This window comes from Kineococcus lubricus (genome assembly GCF_050871965.1).
GTDB lineage: Bacteria > Actinomycetota > Actinomycetes > Actinomycetales > Kineococcaceae > Kineococcus.
Genome location: NZ_JBJLSK010000039.1, coordinates 17,660 through 34,861 on the forward strand (window position 1 = coordinate 17,660; position 17,202 = coordinate 34,861).

The following is a 17,202-nucleotide window of genomic DNA, read 5'->3' on the forward strand; positions in this document are numbered from 1 at the left end:
GGTTCCGTCAGGTCGCCGGGGGGTCGCCCAGGCAGCGGCGGTGGAAGTCGCGGGGGCTCTCGCCGTAGGCGGCCCGGAAGCTGCGGCTGAACTGCGAGGGGTCCGGCAGTCCCCAGGCGGCGGCCACCGCGCTCACCGAGCGCTGCCCGGACCGCGGGTCGGCCAGCTCGCGACGGCAGCGCGCCAGCCGCTCCTCCCGGATCCAGCGGGTCACCGACGTCCCCTCGTCCTGGAACAGGCCCTGCAGGTACCGCACCGACACCCCGTGGGCGGCGGCGATGCTCCCCACCGAGAGGTCCGGCTCGGCGAGGTGGCGGTCCACGTGGGCCAGGACCCGCGTCAGCAGGGCACGCCGGCCCACCTGCTGGGCGCCGCGCCCGGCGGGTGCTGCCGTGCGGCGGGCGTGCGCGTCGACCACGGTCGCCAGGACGTCGAGCACGTTGTGCGACAGGCGGTGCGCCAGCAGCGGGTCGAGCCCCGGCTGAGGCGTCTGCAGCGTCCGCAGCACGGCGGCGAGGACGTCGCGGGTGGCCGCGTCCCCCAGCCGGGAGGCGGTGAGCTCGGCGACGGCGGCTTCGGGGACGGCCAGGGTCGAACGGGGGAAGCGCACGACGAGGGAGCGCGAACGTCCCGGGAACGTGAGGCTGAAGGGGCGGGTGGAGTCGTAGATCGCGAACTCCCCGGGGCCCAGGGTCGAGCAGCGGCCGTCCTGGAGGACGCTGCACCGGCCCTCCAGCTGCAGGCTGACCTTGTACCAGCCGACCTCGTCGGCGGCCGCCTGCCGCGCCGTGCGGTGCACCGCGTGGGCGTCGACCCGGATGTCGGACACCTGCAGGGGCCCGGCGGCCGAGGAGGTCAGGGTGCTGCTGAAGGGACCGGCGGCTGCCCGGACGGCCGTCATCGGGACGAAGGCCCGCGCGATGTCGCGCCGGTACGCCTCGAAACCGTCCTGCCCGGGTCCTGCCGCGTCGAGCACCGCACCCCCTCCCCTGATCCTCCGGCCCGAGGGTACGCGCACGACGGCCCGGGACGTCGGCAGCGGCGCGGACCGGTGGACGAAGCCGTCGCGGGGGTTTCGCGGGGGAAACCCGTGGGGTACGTTTCGTTTCTACAGCCGGAGACTCAACGAGGAGGTTCCATGACCACGTCGACGAGCGCACCCGTCACCCCGGCCCCGGAACGGGGCTGATCGGCGTCCCCGTCGACGTGCGGGACGACCTCACCACCGGGGTTCCACCGGCGTCGGCGTGATCCGCGGTCGGCCGGGGGAACCCGTGCCCGGGAGTTCGAGGGATCCCCCGGGCGAGCCCCGCGGAAGACGGGACCGTGCCCGTGAACCCGGCCCTGCCGGCGGTTCCGCCGACCTGGACGTCCTGGGCGGCCGGGCCGTGCACCGCCCCGGCCGGTCCGCACCCACCCCCACGAGCCGAGGACGAGATGAGCACCGGTTACCTGTGGCACGAGTTGTACGGCTGGGCCGACACCGGCAGCGGGTCGTTGTTCCCCGCTGATCCGGGGGTCGGGTTGCAGCCGATCGCCCACCACGTGGCCCACCCCGACACCAAGCGGCGCATGCACGAGCTGGTGGTGGTCTCCGGTCTGATCGACCACCTCCAGCGTCTGCAGCCCCGGCACGCCGGCGAGGAGGAACTGCTGCGGGTGCACACTCCCGAGCACGTGCGCCGCATCCGGTCCGAGAGTCGGCTGCCCAAGGGTGGGGACGCAGGCGATGGGATCTCCCCGTTCGGCCGGGGTGGGTACGAGATCGCGACGTTGGCTGCCGGTGGGGCGATCGAGGTCGTCGACGCCGTCGTGCAGGGGCGGGTCGAGAACGGGTACGCGCTGGTGCACCCGTGCGGGCACCACGCTCCCGCCGACACCGGGATGGGGTTCTGCGTCTTCAACAACGCCGCCGTCGCGGTGAAGCGGGCCCGGGAGGTGCTCGGGGTGCCGAAGGTGGCGGTGGTGGACTGGGACGTCCACCACGGCAACGGGACCCAGTCGATCTTCTGGGACGACCCCTCGGTCCTGACCGTCTCGATCCACCAGGACCGGTGCTTCCCGCCGAACTCCGGGTTCGGCCACGAGCGGGGTGGGGGAGCGGGCCACGGGTACAACCTGAACCTGCCCCTGCCGCCGGGTACCGGCGACGGTGGGTACCTCTACGCCGTCGAGAACGTCGTCGTGCCCGCCCTGCGCGCGTTCGCCCCCGACCTCATCGTCGTGGCGTCCGGGATGGATCCCAACGCCATGGACCCCCTGGCCCGGCAGCTGGTGACCTCCCGGGGGTTTCGGGGGATGACGCAGGCCGTGCTGGACGTCGCGCAGGAGGTCTGCGGCGGGAAGGTGGCGATGGTGCAGGAGGGTGGGTACTCCCCGCACTACGTGCCTTTCTGCGGGTACGCGTGCATCGAGACCCTGGCCGGTGTGCGGTTGCTGGACGATCCGTTGTTCCCGGTGGTCGGGGGGATGCACGGTCACGACCTGGAACCGCACCAGAAGGCGGTGTGCGACGAGATCGCCGAACTCGTCGCCGACATCGGCTGACGCTGCGCCACCCGGCGGAACCTGCCCGTCCACGCCTCCGGGCGCGGTCCCCGGCACGCCTTCCCGCACCACTCCCCGAGACGGACCGGATGGAGAACCGTGGAGCACCACGACGTCGTCACGAGCCCCGACCGTCCTCCCGGTCAGCCCCCGGGCGAGAACCCGACGCCGAGCAGGCGTGCTCTGCTCGGCGGGCTGGCCGCCGCCGCGGGACTGGCCGCGCAACCCGCCGGCGCCGCGTCCGCGGCGTCGGGCGACGCCACGACCCTCGCCCGGGGCGCCGGGCGAGCGGGCAGCATCGTCGCGCTCGACGCCGCGGCCCTGTCCAGGGCGATCAGACGCCGTGAGGTGTCCTGCGTGGAGGTGATGGCGGCCCACCTCGACCACATCGAGGAGCTGAACCCCCTCGTCAACGCGATCGTCAACCTCCGGCCCCGGGACGAACTGCTCGCCGAGGCGCGGGAGAAGGACCGGCTGCTGCGCTCGGGGACCTACCAGGGGTGGATGCACGGTTTCCCCCACGCGGTCAAGGACCTGGCGAACGTCGCGGGGATGAAGACCACCTCAGGTTTCTTCCGACCCCCCTTCGACGTGCCCCCGGCGACCACCGACGCGCTCGCGGTGGAGCGGTTGCGCGCTGCGGGAGCCGTCTTCATCGGGAAGACGAACACCCCGGAGTTCGGGCTCGGGTCGCACACCTACAACGCCGTCTTCGGCACGACCTCGAACGCGTACGACCAGACGCGGTCGGCGGGCGGCAGCAGCGGTGGAGCGGCCGTCGCCGTGGCCCTGCGCATGGTGCCCGTGGCGGACGGCAGCGACTTCTTCGGTTCGCTGCGCAACCCGCCGGGCTGGAACAACGTCCTCGGGTTGCGCCCGTCGTTCGGGCGGGTCCCCGGCGCGAACGCCGACGCCTTCGTCCAGCAGGGGGGCGTGGAGGGACCGATCGCGCGCACCGCGACCGACCTGGCGCTCCTCCTGGAGACGATGTCCGGGTACGACCCCCGGGCGCCGCTGTCGATCGAGGAGGACGTCGACGGGTACGCGGACCGCCTGCGGCGCAGCTTCACCGGGGGCCGAGTCGCGTGGATGGGGGACCTGGGCGGGTACCTGCCCACGGAGCCGGGAGTGCTCGACGTGTGCACCACGGCGCTGAAGACGTTCGACGACCTGGGCATGGAGGTCGTCACCCGCGACGGCTTGCCCACCTCCGCCGGTTTCGCCGGTACCGAGGACCTGTGGCCCTTGTGGCTGGTGCACCGGCACTGGCTGATCGGCGGCATCCTCAAACCCCTGTACGACGACCCCACCTACCGCGCGGCCATGAAACCGGAGGCGCTGTACGAGGTGGAGGGGTTGCTGACCGGCGCCGACGGCAACCCCGCCATCACCGGTCTCGACGTCTACGAGGCCTCGGTGAAGCGCACCGCGATGTACGAAGCCTTCCGGGAGCTCTTCCGCGACGTGGACTTCGTCGTGCTCCCCACCGCGCAGGTCTTCCCCTTCGACGCCTCGCTGACGTGGCCCCGCACCGTCGACGGTGTGGCCATGGACTCCTACCACCGCTGGATGGAGGTGACCGCGATCGGGACGCTGCTGGGGTGCCCCACCATCAGCCTGCCCGCGGGGTTCGACGCCCGGGGCCTGCCGATGGGTCTGCAGGTGATCGCCCGCAACCACGACGACCTGTCCCTGCTGCAGTTGGCCCGCTCGTGGGAGGAGGCGACCGATCGGGTGCGACGGCACCCGCCCGCCCTGCTGGGCTGAAGGGTGCCGCGCCGCTGCTCCCGCTGCGGGTCGGCGCGGACCTCCGCCGTGGTGCGCGGTACCCGGAGGTCACCGGGGCGTCCAGGGCCGCGGCGCAGCGCTCGACGGGGACGTCGCGACCTCACGGCCGGCGTCCTCGGCGGGGGCTCGGTCGGGTGGTCGTCCGGAGGGTCCTCACCCCGTGGCGAGAGCGACCCCGACGTCGTCCAGCACGTCCATCGCGACGCCGAGCACGCGACCGTCGACGTCGTGCGCCGGGTCCCACGAGGCGAGCGTCGCCGAGGCGATCGGCAGACGGCTCGCGGCACCGCGGACGACGGCGCGGAGCTCGCCACCGTCGAGCCCACCGGGCGCTGCGTAGCCGTTCGCCCGCCCGACGGCGGTGTCCAGCACGTCGAGGTCGACGTGGACGTGCAGGGCGTCGACGTGCGCGGCCAGACGCCCGACGACCTCCCGCACCACCCCGTCGTCAGCGCGCAGCTGCGCGGGAGGGACCCACGTCATCCCCGAGGACCGGACCAGCGACTCCTCCGCCGGTTCCAGGTCGTGCCCCCCGACCAGCGCGACCGCCTCGTCGGGCACGGGGCGGAACCCCGGGATCGTCGAGGCCAGGGCGCGCCAGCAGCGCCCGGTCAGCAGCGCGAGCCCCATGCCGTCGAAGAAGCCGCTCGTCGTGGTCTCCGGCACCTGCAGGTCGCCGTGCGCGTCGAGCCAGAGCACGCCGACCCGTCGGCCGGCCCGCGCGTGCGCGGCCATGACGCCGACGCTCGCACCGCAGTTGCCGGCCAGGACGACCGGGGCCGCGGGGCCTGCGGCCGTGACCGCGTCGGCGACCCGGCGCATGACCTCGATGCCGCTGCCCACTTCCGTGGCGAAGCGAGCGGGGAGGGTGATCCCGCCGGTGTCGACGCCCGCGCCCGAGGCCGCCAGGTGCGCTGCGGCCCCGGCGTCCAGCAGCGCGGGTGGTCCGGCACCGTGGCGGGCCGAGCGGTGCCCCGAGTCGTAGGGCACTCCCAGGACCAGGATGCGGACCACGGGCCCAGTGTGGGCCCGGTGCCTCCGGCGGCGCGACGGGTCACGTGCACCGCGCTGGTGGTGGTCCGGTGGTCACCGCCCGAGCGGTGGGTCGACGGTGTCGCGCCGGCAGGCGCGGACGTCCTCCCCGGGCCCGACGCCCCGGGAACTCCGGGAGTGCCGCCACGAGGCCGCCGGCGCGTCACCGGTGCCCCTGGGACCGCCGGGCGGGGCGGGACCGCGACGCGCTAGGATCGAACACGTGTTCGAGACGAGTCGTCACGGCCCGCCGGGTTGGCCCCGGGAGGTGCCCCCGCCCGATGCGGACGACGTCGAGGACTGGCGCCCGGACGCCGTCACGTGGCTGCTGGACCAGGCCCCGCCGGAGTACCGCTCCTACGCTCCCGTGCGGCACCACCCGGTGCTGCTGGCCTGGCTCGTCGGGCACCACGTCGCGGCCCAGCGCGAGGCGGTGCGGCGGGCCACCGGGACCGCCCGGCGCGACCTGTCCCAGCAGTTGCCGCCCGAGGTGGCTCCGCAGGTCTTCGACGTCCTGGAGCGGGAGGACCTGCGGCTGCGCCGGGTGGCGCGGGCGGTGGACCTGCTCGACCAGGCGCTGCGCGGCAGGAGGTTCGTGCCGCGGCTGTGAGCCGGTCGTGAACGTTGGCCCGGGCGGGCGGGTTCGGCACGCCCGCGTCCGGACGGGCTCCTACACTCGCCCGAGTCAGTCCGCCGACCGCCGTGACACAGGAGGCCACCCCGCATGGGGCTGCTCGAGACCATCCAGGGCCCGCAGGACCTCAAGGCCCTGGCGCCGGAGCAGCTGCCCGAGCTGGCCGGTGAGGTGCGCGACTTCCTCGTCGCGGCCGTCAGCCGCACCGGTGGGCACCTGGGGCCGAACCTGGGCGTGGTGGAGCTGACCATCGGCCTGCACCGGGTGTTCGACTCCCCGCGCGACCGGCTGGTCTACGACACCGGTCACCAGAGCTACGTCCACAAGCTGCTCACCGGCCGGCAGGACTTCAGCCGGCTGCGCGAGGCCGGCGGTCTGGCGGGGTACCCCTCGCGCGCCGAGAGCGAGCACGACGTCGTGGAGAACTCCCACGCCTCGACCTCGCTGTCGTGGGCCGACGGCCTGGCCAAGGCGTTCGAGCTGCGCGGGGAGACCGACCGGCGGGTCGTGGCCGTCATCGGCGACGGCGCGCTGACCGGCGGGATGGCCTGGGAGGCGCTGAACAACATCGCCGCGGCCAGCCGCCCGGTGATCGTCGTCGTCAACGACAACGAGCGGTCCTACGCCCCGACGATCGGCGGGATGGCCTCGCACCTGGCGACGCTGCGCACGACCCGCGAGTACGAGCGGCTCATGGACTGGGGCAAGCAGTCGCTCAAGCGCGGCGGCACGCCGGGCCGGCTGGCCTACGAGACGCTGCACGGGGTGAAGAAGGGCCTCAAGGACATCGTCGCCCCGCAGGGGCTGTTCGAGGACCTGGGCCTGAAGTACGTCGGGCCCGTCGACGGGCACGACACCGAGGCCGTCGAGCACGCCCTGCGCCGGGCGCGGTCCTTCGGCGGCCCGGTCATCGTGCACGTCATCACCCAGAAGGGCCGCGGGTACCAGCCGGCGCTGGCCGACGACGCCGACCACTTCCACGCCGTGGGCGTCATCGACCCCGAGACCGGGGAGGCGCAGGCCAGTTCGGGCTCGTCGTGGACGAGCGTGTTCGCCGACGAGATGGTCGACATCGCCGCGACCCGCCGCGACGTCGTGGGGGTCACCGCGGCCATGCGCATCCCCGTGGGGCTGGAGGCGTTCGCCGAGGCCCACCCCGACCGCGTCTTCGACGTCGGCATCGCCGAGCAGCACGCCGTGACCTCCGCGGCGGGCATGGCCGCCGGCGGGCTGCACCCGGTCGTGGCCGTCTACGCCACCTTCCTCAACCGCGCCTTCGACCAGCTGCTGCTCGACGTGGCGCTGCACGGGGCCGGGGTGACCTTCGCCCTGGACCGGGCCGGGGTGACCGGCCCGGACGGGCCCAGCCACCACGGCATGTGGGACATCGCGATGTGCCGGCTGGTGCCGACGCTGCGGATGGCCGCCCCGCGCGACGCCGAGACCCTGCGCGAGGAGCTGCGCGAGGCCGTCGCCGTCGCCGACGCCCCGACGGTCGTGCGGTACGGCAAGGGCAAGGTCCCCGCGCACGTGCCGGCGATCGCCCGCGCCGGGCACGCCGACGTCCTGCAGGGGCGGGCGTGGGCCACCGGCGACGACGTCCTGCTGGTCGCGGTGGGGGCGCTGGTGCCCCGGGCGCTGGACGTGGCCGACCGGCTGCGCGCGCACGGCGTCGGCGTCACGGTCGTGGACCCGCGCTGGGTCGTCCCCGTCGACGAGGTGCTGGTGGACCTCGCCGACCGGCACCGGCACGTCGCGGTGCTGGAGGACGGCTGCGAGGTCGGCGGCCTGGGGTGGGCGCTGACGGCGCGGCTGCGCGAGCGCCGCTCCGCCACGCCCGTGCACGTGTTCGCCCTGCCGCAGCGGTTCCTCGACGTCGGCGACCGCGACGACCTCCTCGACGAGGTGGGCCTGGCCCCGCAGGACGTGGCCCGCGCCGTCGTCGAGGCGGTCGCCCAGGGAGCGGGTCGCCGGGTCGCTCAGCAGGTCCGCGCCGAGGCGCCGTCCGCGACCGCGGACTCGTCGCCGACGACGACCGTGCCCCGCACGGAGGAGTTCCCCTCCAGGTAGGCGGCGGTGGCCGGCGGGGTGCAGTCCCCGGGGGTCAGCAGCAGCGGGGCCCCGTTGACGGCCGCGGCGGGGACGGCCGCGAGGGCGTCGGGGAAGGTGCGGCCGGTGGCCACGACCACGACGCGGGCCTGCGGGTGGGCCGCCCGCGCGACGGCCGCCGAGGTGGCGTACCGGTCCGGGCCGGACAGGCGCGTGACGGCGGGGGAGTCGGTGAGGAACAGGTCGAGCCGGCCCGCGACCGCCTCCGAGACCGACTCGGTGCCGCCGACGACGGTCGCACGGTTGCGCTCGGTCGCGCTGAGCCAGCCGGTCACCGGTTCGGGCAGCCGGTCCGGTGCGGTCAGCAGCAGCGGTTCGCCGCGCCACCCGGCCAGCGCGGCGCCGGTCACGGCGTCGGGGAAGGCGTCCCCGCGGGCCAGGACGAACGAGACCTGCTGGGCGGGGAAGAACCGCTGCGCGACCGCGACGGCCGTGGCGTAGCGGTCGGTCCCGGCGGTGCGGTCGACGGTCGCCGACGGCAGCAGGGCCTCCACGGCGTCCACGACGGCCTCGGGGACGCGGTCGCGGCCACCGACGACGTGGACGGAGGCGGGGGCCAGGCGGGCGAGCTCGGCGCGGGTGGCCTCCGGCAGGCCGGACGCGGCGGTCAGCAGCAGGGGGCCGTCGAGGTGGGCGGCGGCGGGCCCGGCGGCGAGGGCGTCGGCGAAGGACTCGCCGCTGGCGAGGAAGACCGTCGAGCCGGGGGACGGGGCGAACGACCCCCGGGAGACCAGCGCCGCGGTCGCGTAGCGGTCGGCGCCGTCGGCGCGGACCGTCCCCGAGTAGGCGAACGGCGTGCTGACGGCCTGCGCGGTCGCGGGGGTGAGCAGCAGGGCGGCGAGGAGCCCGCCGAGCACGCTGAGGTGACGCTTGGTGTGCATCGGCTGACTCTACGGTCGGGGTGGGGCGGGGTCCGGCGTCACTCCCGCAGGTCCACCGGCCCGTGGTGCACGGCGAACCCCTCCGCCATCCAGCGCTCGACCCCGCCGTCGAGGTCGGTGGCCCGGGACAACCCGATCGCCCGCAGCGAGGCCGCCGCCAGCGAGGAGCTGTACCCGTGCCGGCACACCAAGACCACCCGCAGGTCCCACCCCGTCGCCTCCGGGACCCGGTACGGGCAGGTGGGGTCCAGCCGCCACTCCAGCACCGTGCGGTCGATGACCAGCGCGCCGGGGAACTCGCCCTGCGCCGCGCGGTGCGCCGGCGTCCGGGTGTCGACCACCAGGGCACCGGCCGCCCGCTCGGCGAGCAGCTGCGCCGGGGACAACCGCTCCATCCCCCGCCGGACCCGCGCGAGGTGCCCCTCGACGCCCCGGGCGCCCACGACGGCCCGCCGGTGGGTGCCGGTCAGGCCGCTTCGCGCTCGCTGGTGGCGTGCTCGAGCATCTCGGCCAGCCGCCACGCCTCGGCGCGGGTGAGGTGGAAACCCATCTCGCGGTGCGTGCCCAGGCCGGAGTAGATCGCGATCCCGGACAGGTTCGGCTCGTGGCCGTCGTCGTCGATCACGCTCAGGCAGATCCACGGCTTGATGCCGGGCCGGAAGTGGGCCATCCGCATCGGCGGGACGTCCCGCTCACCGCGCAGGTACGGGATCAGCATCTGCGCGTACTTGAGGTCGTACACCTCGGTGCGCCCCTCGGCGCGCAGGTGGACGTCGCTGCCGACGATGGACACGGATTCAGCCGCTGTGGCTCCGAGCTGCACGTCACCATTTCAGCCGACGAACCGCCTCCGTGTCACATTCGTTACCGAACCCTGTGGCCGTGCCCGCCGTGGAGCCCGCCGGTCACTGGCGCTCGGCGAGCACGTCCTGCACCAGCGACGGGCTCGTCGGGACCAGCGCGACCTCCTCGCGCGTCACGAGCACCGGCCGCCGGAACCCGCGGTCGGCGGGGTCGCCGGCCATCCAGGCGGCCCCCACGTAGGCGGGGTCGATGCGGGCCAGGTCGAACCAGCCGCGGGTGCGGTCGGGGACCGCCACCGCGCGCAGCACGTTGCCGGGGGAGCGGTCGGACCCGGCGACGAGGTGCTCGCGCAGCCGGTGCGAGGCCAGCAGCGTCGGGACGTCGCACCCGCCCACCGGGCGCAGCACCCCCGCGGTGTCGGTCCCGGCGTCGCGCAGCAGCCGCTGCACGACGAGGTCGCCGAGCCGCTCGAGGCGGTCGAGGTCCTCCCCGCTCACGGCACCGGGACGGCCCGTGGCGCGCGCGGAGGCCTCCGGCAGCGGCAGGACCCGTTCGGACCGGCCCCGGGGGACGACGACGCCCAGGCCCAGGTCCATCGCGCCGCCGAGGAACCGCTGGTGCGTCCAGCCGGCCGCCGGGCGGCGGTCGGCGTCCACCGGGACCGCCAGCGGCACGACGCGTGCGGTCCCGGTGTGCAGGGCCAGGTGCGCGTGCAGGACGTCGGAGACCCGCAACCGGGCCACGTCCTCCCCGACGTCCGCACCGACGTCACCGGCGGCGCGCGCCAGGTCGGCCCACTGCAGCTCGGCGCACCCGGGCAGGCGCACGCCGTCGTCGTCGAGGTCCACGTCCAGGTCGTCCACGACGCTCGTGGCGAGCACGCAGCGTCGCAGCAGGGCCCGGACGGGGGGCGACTGATCGGGGTGCACATCGCAGACCGTAGGCGAGACGGGGGCCCGGGACCGTGGACCTTCGCCCGGACGGGTCAGCGTGTCGCGAGGTGGAACCACACCGTCTTGGCGCTCGGCCCGTCCTCGCGCGGCTGCGGCCAGCCCCCGCCGTCGTCCTCCGCGCCGCCCGGCCCGCCCTCGTCGCTGCGGTAGACGCCCCACGCCGTCGCCAGCGCGTCCACGAGCGCGATGCCCCGGCCGGCGGTGGCCTGCGGGCTCTGGTGCCGCAGGGTCGGCACCCGGCCCTCGCCGTCGGTGATCCCCACGAGGATGCCCTCCTCGTCGTGGGTCAGCGACAGGACCACCGGGCCGCGGCCGTGGTCGAGGGCGTTCTGCACGAGTTCGCTGGTGAGGAGCTCGGCGATCCAGCGGCGCGCCGTCGGCAGGTGCTCGTCCGGGCAGTGGTCGCACACCCAGTGCCGGGCCATGGCCGCGCTCGACAACTGCTCGTCCAGGGTGACCCGTTCCACGTCCACCTCCGTCACCGTCGACCACCGTCACCTCGTCGTGACCTGTCGACCATCCCCCACCCGGGCGGACCCGGCAAGGCGAACGGTGTCGGCTACTGCGGCGCGGGGGCGTCCGGGCCCACCTCGGCGCCGGGTTCAGCCTCGGGTTCCGCCTCGGGTTCCGCCTCGGGTTCCGCCCCGGCCATCGCCGCGGTCACCGGCCCGGTGACCAGGTCCAGCTGCCACGGCCGGGCCCCGCGCGCGGCCAGGGCCGCGCGGACGGCGTCGGGCTCCAGCGGGGAGGGCGGTGCCCACGCCAGCCGGCGCAGCGCGTCCGGCTGCAGCAGGTTCTCCACCGGCAGGCCCCGTTCCTCGGCCAGCGCCGTGACGACCGCGCGGGCCGCGCTCAGCCGGGCCGCGGCCTCGGGGTCCTTCGCCGCCCACGCCCGCGGCGGCGGCGGGCCGTCCCCGCGGGGCTGGTGCGCGGGCAGGTCGGCGTCGGGCACGGCCAGCCCGGCGGCGACGGCCTCGGCCCACAGCGGCAGCCGCGACCGCGACGCCCGCCCGGTGAACCCCGGCGTCGCCGCGAGCGCCTGCGGGGTGCGCGGCACCGCCCGGGCGGCGGCCACGACGGCCGAGTCCGGCAGCAGCCGGCCCGGGGAGGTGTCCTTGCGCCGCGCCTCGGCGTCGCGCGCCAGCCACAGCTCCCGCACCACGGCGAGCTGGCGGCGCGAGCGCACCGCGTGCAGACCGGACGTCCGGCGCCACGGCTCGGCCGGCGGGACCGGCGGGGGAGCAGCGGCGACGGCGGCGAACTCCTGCCGCGCCCACTCCAGCTTGCCCTGCTCCTCCAGCCGCTCGGCGAGGGCGTCGCGCAGCGGGACGAGCACCTCGACGTCGAGGGCGGCGTAGGTCAGCCACGGTTCGGGCAGCGGGCGCGTCGACCAGTCCACGGCCGAGTGCTCCTTGGCCAGGCGCAGCCCCAGCAGCTCCTCCACGACCGCACCCAGACCCACCCGCGGCAGCCCGGCCAGGCGCGAGCCGAGCTCGGTGTCGAACAGCGTCGTGGGGCGCATGCCCAGGTCGGCCAGGCACGGCAGGTCCTGGTTGGCCGCGTGCAGCACCCACTCCACGCCCTCGAGGGCCTGCCCCAGGGCCGACAGGTCCGGCAGCGCGGCCGGGTCGATCAGCGCCGTCCCGGCCCCGGCGCGGCGCAGCTGCACGAGGAAGGCGCGCTGGCCGTACCGGTACCCCGAGGCCCGCTCGGCGTCGACGGCCACCGGCCCCGTGCCCGCCGCGAACGCGGCGACGACCTGCGCCAGCGCGGCCTCGTCGGCCACGACGGGCGGCAGGCCGTCGGCGGGGGCCGACAGCAGCGGGAGCTCAGGTCCGGGGACCTGGTCCGGCTCGGTCGGCGTGGAAGTCACCGCACCACCGTACGTGACCGGTGGTGCGGTCCGATCACTGGATCACACCGGCCCGGAGGGTGATCGCGACCATCTCGGCGCGGTCGCCCGTGCCGAGCTTGCGCGCGATGCGGGCCAGGTGGCTCTTGACCGTCAGCGCCGACAGGCCCAGCAGGGCGCCGGTGTCCTTGTTGGACCGGCCGTCGGCGACGTGCTGGAGCACCTCGACCTCGCGCTCGGACAGGGAGTCCACGCCGGCCTCCCCGCCGCGGCCCTCCAGGCCCACGCCCTCGGGGCGCGTCGTGACCAGGTAGCAGCGCACCCCGGCCGCGACCGCGCCGCGCACGGCGAACGGGTCGGCGTTCGAGGACAGCACCACGCACCGGTTCCAGCCGGCGGCCCGCAGCTCGGAGACGAGCTGGGCGCCGGAGCCGTCCGGCAGACCGGCGTCGGCGATGAACAGCGCCCGCGGGCCGGTCCGCGCCATCGCCCGGGCCTGGGCCACGCTCGTGGCGTGCTCGACGTTCACCGCGCCGAGCAGGCGCAGCGTGCGGGTCACCGATTCGCGCACCGCGGGGTCCGCGACGGCGACCAGGGCCGCGAAGCGGCCGAGACGGGAAGGAACGGCCATCCCGGGGCGTTCGACGAGCGCAGTCACCGTCGTCCTCCTGCAGGCGAACGGCGCACCCCTGGCGGGTGCGCCTCTGATTCTGAGGAGGTGATCGGCCCGCTCGGGGGCCGCCTTGAACGATTCGGCGAAGAAGGGCCGCTCAGCGACCCCGTCGGCCGATGGAGGCCACGCCCTCGGGCAGCGGCGGCAGCCCCGCCACCGTGCACACCAGCACGCCCCACGCCTGCAGGTGGGCCGGCAGCGCGTCGGGGTCCTGCGGCGTCCAGGACGCCCGCACCTCCACGTCCACCGACGCCGGCCGGCCCGCCAGCGCGCCGTAGCCCTCCGACAGGACCCGGGTCACCGTCCCGCCCACCTCACCGGCCAGCGCCCCGGCCCCGGCCAGGCCGTCCTCCAACCACGACCAGCCCACCGCGCCCAGCATCGGGTCGGCGCCCAGCTCGGCCTCCAGGTCGGCCCGCACGTACGTCACCACCCGGAACGGCCCGCCCCACTCCTGCGGGCTGGACGGGTCGTGCAGCAGGATGAACCGGCCCGTCGCCAGCTCCTCGCCGTCGACCACGACGTCCCCGGCGACCGCCCACGCGTGCGGCGCGATCCGCGCCGGCGCGGGCACCTCCGTCAGCACCAGCTCCGAGCGCAACCGGACCCCGCGCACGGACGACACCGCAGCCTCGAAGGCGAGAGGTCCTCGCTGCGCGCTCACGCCAGGGAGCGTAGGCACCCACGCCGCCGAGGGGGTGCTGCCACGCCGTGGGACGATCGCCCCCGTGCCCGCCCAGACCTCGCCCTACCTGCACGCCGCCCGCGGCGGGACCACCCCGTCCCGCACCCCCGTCTGGTTCATGCGCCAGGCCGGCCGCTCCCTGCCGGAGTACCGCGAGGTCCGGGCCGGCACGACGATGCTGGAGTCCTGCCGCCGCCCCGACCTGGTCGCCGAGATCACCCTGCAGCCCGTGCGCCGGTACGACGTCGACGCCGCCGTCTTCTACTCCGACATCGTCGTCCCCCTCGAGGCCGCCGGCGTGGGCGTCGAGATCGTCGCGGGCACCGGGCCGGTCATCGCCGAGCCCGTCCGCACCCGCGCCGACCTCGACCGCCTCCCCGAGCTGACCCTCGACGCGCTGCAGCACGTCACCGACGCCGTGCGGCTCACCACCGCCCAGCTCGGGGACGTGCCCCTCATCGGGTTCGCCGGCGCCCCCTTCACCCTGGCCAGCTACCTCGTCGAGGGCGGGCCCTCCCGGGACCTGCTGCACACCAAGGCGCTGATGCACGCCGACCCCGGCCTGTGGAACGACCTCGCGGCCCGCCTCGCCCAGATCACCGGCACGTTCCTGCGCGCGCAGGTCCTCGCCGGCGCGAGCGCCGTGCAGCTGTTCGACTCCTGGGTCGGTTCCCTGTCGCTGGCCACCTACGAGCGCCTCGTCGCCCCGCACTCGGCCGCCGCCCTCGCCCACGTGCGCGACCTGGGCGTCCCGCGCACCCACTTCGGCACCGGCACCGGCGAGCTCCTGGGCGCGATGGCCGCCGTCGACGGCGGCGTCGACGTCCTCGGCGTCGACTTCCGCGTCCCCCTCGACGTGGGCGCCGCCCGCGGCCGCGCCGGCGCCGGGCGCCCCGTCGCCGTCCAGGGCAACCTCGACCCGGCGCTGCTGTTCGCCCCTTGGGAGGTCCTGCGCGCCGACCTGCACCGGATCCTGCGCGAGGGCGAGCGCGCCGGCGGCGGGCACGTCGTCAACCTCGGCCACGGCGTCCCGCCCACCGCCGACCCCGACGTCCTGAAGCGGGTCGTGGACGAGGTGCACGCGTGGCGCGGGTGACCGTCGTCGGCGGCGGGATCTCCGGTCTGGCCGCCGCCTGGGAGCTGTCCGGCGACCACCAGGACCACGACGTGGAGGTCCTCGAGGCCGCCCCCGCCGTCGGGGGCGTGCTGCAGCGCGCCGACGTCGGCGGCCTCACCGTCGACCTCGGCGCCGAGTCGATGCTCGCCCGCCGCCCCGAGGGCGTCGACCTCGCCACCGAGGTCGGCCTCGACCTCGTCCACCCCGCCACCACCCGCGCCCAGCTCGCCACCGAGCACGGCCTGCGGCCCCTGCCCGCCGGCACCGTCATGGGCGTCCCCCGGGACGCGCGCTCGGTGGAGGGGCTGCTGGCCCCCGCCGACGTCGCCCGCGTCCGCGACGAACCCGCCCGCCCCGCCGAACCCCTCACCGACGACGTGCCCGTCGGGGAGTACGTCGCCGGCCGCGTGGGCCCCGCCGTCGTCGACCGCCTCGTCGAGCCCCTGCTCGGCGGCGTGTACGCCGGCCACGCCGCGACGCTGTCCCTGCGGGCGACCGTCCCGGCCCTGTGGGCGCACGCCCGCCGCGGCGGGTCCCTGCTGGAGCACCTCGGGCCCGCGCCCGCGGTCGACGGGCCCGTCTTCGCCGGCCTCGACGGGGGCCTGGCCACCCTGCCGCAGGTCCTCGCCGACCGGCTGCGCGCCCGCGGCGTCACGATCCGGCCCGGCACCGCCGTCCGCCGCCTCGAGCGCACCCCCGACGGCTGGCTCGTCGACGGCACCCCCGCCGACGCCGTCGTCCTGGCCGTGCCCGCCCCCGTCGCCGCCCGGCTCCTGGCCGGTCCCGTCCCGGCCGCCGCGGCCGAGCTGGGAGCCGTCGAGACCGCGAGCGTGGTCATCGCGGCGCTCGCCGTCCCGGCCGCGGAGCTGGCCGGTCCGCAGGGCTCGGGGGTGCTCGTGCCGCCCGTCGTCGCCGCGGCCCGGGGCCTGCGCGCCAAGGCGCTGACGCTGTCGGGGAACAAGTGGGGGTGGGTGGGCGCGCAGAGCCGCGACCTGGCCGTCCTGCGCGTGTCGCTGGGCCGGGCGGGGGAGGACGAGGCGCTGCGCGCCGACGACGCCGACGTGCTGCGCTGGGCCACCGCCGACGCCTCCGCGCTCCTGGGCCGCGACCTGCACCCCGTCGACCACGCCGTCGTCCGCTGGGTGGACGGGCTGCCGCAGTACGCCGTCGGCCACGTCGACCGCGTCGCCCGGCTCCGGGCCGCGGTCGCCGCCGCGGGACGGCTGGCGGTGTGCGGGTCCGTGCTCGACGGCGTCGGGGTGCCCGCCTGCGTGGCCGCGGCCCGCCGGGCCGCGCGCGAGGTGCTGGCCGAGGTCCCTGCGGGGCCCGCGCGGGCCTGAGGGAGAATCGGCGCATGCCCGAAGCGCAGACGTCCGCCCCCCAGAACCCCACCGCCGACCAGATCAACGACACCATCGCGTACACGATGTGGTCGGTCTTCGCGGCCGAGACGCCCCTGGGCGAGAACGACCGCGCCGCGTACGCCCGCGAGGTCCAGGACCTGCTCGACGAGCTCGTCGGCAAGGGCCTGGTCGTCCGCGGCCTCTACGACGTCGCGGGCCTGCGCGCCGACGCGGACCTGATGTTCTGGTGGTACGCCCCGACGATCGAGCTCGTGCAGGAGGCCTACCGCCGGCTGCGCACCACCCGCCTGGGCAAGCACCTCGCGCCGGTGTGGTCGGTCGTGGGGCTGCACCGCCCCGCGGAGTTCAACCGCGGGCACGTCCCGGCGTTCATGTCCGGTGACCGTGCCCGCGACTACGTCTGCGTGTACCCGTTCGTGCGGTCCTACGAGTGGTACCTGCTGCCGGAGGAGGAGCGCCGGAAGATGCTGCGCGACCACGGGCTGGCCGCGCGCACCTACGAGGACGTGCGGGCCAACACGGTGTCCGCGTTCGCCCTCGGCGACTACGAGTGGATCCTCGCGTTCGAGGCCGACGAGCTGCACCGCATCGTCGACCTCATGCGCGACCTGCGGAACACCGAGGCCCGCCGGCACGTCCGCGAGGAGGTGCCGTTCTTCACCGGCCCCAAGGTGGAGCTCGGCGAACTGGTCAACGCGCTGCCCTGAGCGGGACCCCACCCGGTCCGCGGGGAACGGGTCTCAGACCTGGCGGTAGTCCTGGT

The 17,202-nt window shown here is 75.9% G+C and carries 17 protein-coding genes; 7 read left to right on the top strand and 10 right to left on the bottom strand.

What is annotated here, in order from left to right; translation table 11 throughout:
* Positions 1-7: 7 nt before the first annotated feature.
* Positions 8-976, bottom strand: coding sequence for an AraC-like ligand-binding domain-containing protein (locus ACRYRX_RS20245; RefSeq protein ID WP_432514874.1), 969 nt, complete (start codon positions 974-976; stop codon positions 8-10).
* 461 nt (positions 977-1,437) lie between these two features.
* Between ACRYRX_RS20245 and ACRYRX_RS20250 the strand changes: the two genes are divergently transcribed.
* A complete protein-coding gene (locus ACRYRX_RS20250; protein WP_432514877.1) occupies positions 1,438-2,547 on the top strand; it encodes a class II histone deacetylase in 1,110 nt (369 codons plus the stop codon).
* A gap of 297 nt (positions 2,548-2,844) precedes the next feature.
* Positions 2,845-4,314 (top strand): amidase, encoded by a 1,470-nt coding sequence (locus ACRYRX_RS20255; protein ID WP_432514902.1) that lies wholly within the window; start codon positions 2,845-2,847, stop codon positions 4,312-4,314.
* Between the two features lie 174 nt (positions 4,315-4,488).
* On the opposite strand, the gene ACRYRX_RS20260 is transcribed toward ACRYRX_RS20255, so the two are convergent.
* Positions 4,489-5,349 (bottom strand): arginase family protein, encoded by an 861-nt coding sequence (locus ACRYRX_RS20260; RefSeq protein ID WP_432514880.1) that lies wholly within the window; start codon positions 5,347-5,349, stop codon positions 4,489-4,491.
* Between the two features lie 286 nt (positions 5,350-5,635).
* On the opposite strand from ACRYRX_RS20260, the gene ACRYRX_RS20265 reads away from it, so the two are divergent.
* Together ACRYRX_RS20265 and dxs are read left to right on the top strand one after the other, a co-directional pair.
* Entirely contained in the window at positions 5,636-5,977 is a 342-nt protein-coding gene (locus ACRYRX_RS20265) for a hypothetical protein (RefSeq protein WP_432514882.1), read from the top strand.
* A 114-nt stretch (positions 5,978-6,091) separates the two neighbouring features.
* Positions 6,092-8,071 (top strand): 1-deoxy-D-xylulose-5-phosphate synthase, encoded by a 1,980-nt coding sequence (gene dxs, locus ACRYRX_RS20270; protein WP_432514883.1) that lies wholly within the window; start codon positions 6,092-6,094, stop codon positions 8,069-8,071.
* Here dxs and ACRYRX_RS20275 read toward each other — a convergent pair.
* From ACRYRX_RS20275 to ACRYRX_RS20310, 8 genes are all read right to left on the bottom strand, one after another.
* Positions 7,981-8,991, bottom strand: coding sequence for a cell wall-binding repeat-containing protein (locus ACRYRX_RS20275; protein WP_432514886.1), 1,011 nt, complete (start codon positions 8,989-8,991; stop codon positions 7,981-7,983). The genes dxs and ACRYRX_RS20275 overlap by 91 nt on opposite strands.
* 38 nt (positions 8,992-9,029) lie before the next feature.
* Entirely contained in the window at positions 9,030-9,386 is a 357-nt protein-coding gene (locus ACRYRX_RS20280) for a rhodanese-like domain-containing protein (RefSeq protein ID WP_432514904.1), read from the bottom strand.
* A gap of 71 nt (positions 9,387-9,457) precedes the next feature.
* Positions 9,458-9,784, bottom strand: a complete 327-nt coding sequence (locus ACRYRX_RS20285) for a hypothetical protein (protein WP_432514887.1) — start codon at positions 9,782-9,784, stop codon at positions 9,458-9,460.
* Positions 9,785-9,896: 112 nt separating this feature from the next.
* The gene (locus tag ACRYRX_RS20290) at positions 9,897-10,724 is read right to left on the bottom strand and encodes a hypothetical protein (protein ID WP_432514889.1); all 828 of its coding nucleotides are present in this window, start codon (positions 10,722-10,724) and stop codon (positions 9,897-9,899) included.
* A gap of 56 nt (positions 10,725-10,780) precedes the next feature.
* Positions 10,781-11,230 carry an ATP-binding protein gene (locus ACRYRX_RS20295; RefSeq protein ID WP_432514892.1) on the bottom strand — a complete coding sequence of 150 codons (450 nt, stop codon included), beginning with the start codon at positions 11,228-11,230 and terminating at the stop codon, positions 10,781-10,783.
* Positions 11,231-11,307: 77 nt separating this feature from the next.
* Positions 11,308-12,621, bottom strand: coding sequence for an HRDC domain-containing protein (locus ACRYRX_RS20300; protein WP_432514893.1), 1,314 nt, complete (start codon positions 12,619-12,621; stop codon positions 11,308-11,310).
* A gap of 34 nt (positions 12,622-12,655) precedes the next feature.
* On the bottom strand, positions 12,656-13,258 hold the full coding sequence (locus tag ACRYRX_RS20305) for a LuxR C-terminal-related transcriptional regulator (protein WP_432514896.1): 603 nt from the start codon (positions 13,256-13,258) through the stop codon (positions 12,656-12,658).
* Between the two features lie 112 nt (positions 13,259-13,370).
* Positions 13,371-13,937, bottom strand: a complete 567-nt coding sequence (locus ACRYRX_RS20310; protein WP_432514898.1) for a DUF3000 domain-containing protein — start codon at positions 13,935-13,937, stop codon at positions 13,371-13,373.
* Positions 13,938-14,076: 139 nt separating this feature from the next.
* Between ACRYRX_RS20310 and hemE the strand changes: the two genes are divergently transcribed.
* From hemE to hemQ, 3 genes are read left to right on the top strand one after another with little or no spacing between them, the layout of a single operon-like run.
* Positions 14,077-15,054, top strand: a complete 978-nt coding sequence (hemE, locus tag ACRYRX_RS20315) for a uroporphyrinogen decarboxylase (RefSeq protein ID WP_432514905.1) — start codon at positions 14,077-14,079, stop codon at positions 15,052-15,054.
* Positions 15,051-16,415: a protoporphyrinogen oxidase gene (gene hemG / locus ACRYRX_RS20320; RefSeq protein WP_432514907.1), complete on the top strand. Its 1,365-nt coding sequence runs from the start codon at positions 15,051-15,053 to the stop codon at positions 16,413-16,415. The genes hemE and hemG overlap by 4 nt, the downstream gene beginning before the upstream one ends.
* Positions 16,416-16,429: 14 nt before the next feature.
* On the top strand, positions 16,430-17,146 hold the full coding sequence (gene hemQ, locus ACRYRX_RS20325) for a hydrogen peroxide-dependent heme synthase (protein ID WP_432514900.1): 717 nt from the start codon (positions 16,430-16,432) through the stop codon (positions 17,144-17,146).
* Positions 17,147-17,202 lie beyond the last annotated feature (56 nt).

What these genes read in the sequence shown, in the direction of transcription:
- hemE (WP_432514905.1), top strand. Translation starts at nt 14,077, where the DNA reads ATGCGCCAGGCCGGCCGCTCCCTGCCGGAGTACCGCGAGGTCCGGGCC.
- dxs (WP_432514883.1), top strand. Translation starts at nt 6,092, where the DNA reads ATGGGGCTGCTCGAGACCATCCAGGGCCCGCAGGACCTCAAGGCCCTG.
- ACRYRX_RS20280 (WP_432514904.1), bottom strand. Translation starts at nt 9,386, where the DNA reads ATGGAGCGGTTGTCCCCGGCGCAGCTGCTCGCCGAGCGGGCGGCCGGT.
- ACRYRX_RS20275 (WP_432514886.1), bottom strand. Translation starts at nt 8,991, where the DNA reads ATGCACACCAAGCGTCACCTCAGCGTGCTCGGCGGGCTCCTCGCCGCC.
- ACRYRX_RS20250 (WP_432514877.1), top strand. Translation starts at nt 1,438, where the DNA reads ATGAGCACCGGTTACCTGTGGCACGAGTTGTACGGCTGGGCCGACACC.
- hemQ (WP_432514900.1), top strand. Translation starts at nt 16,430, where the DNA reads ATGCCCGAAGCGCAGACGTCCGCCCCCCAGAACCCCACCGCCGACCAG.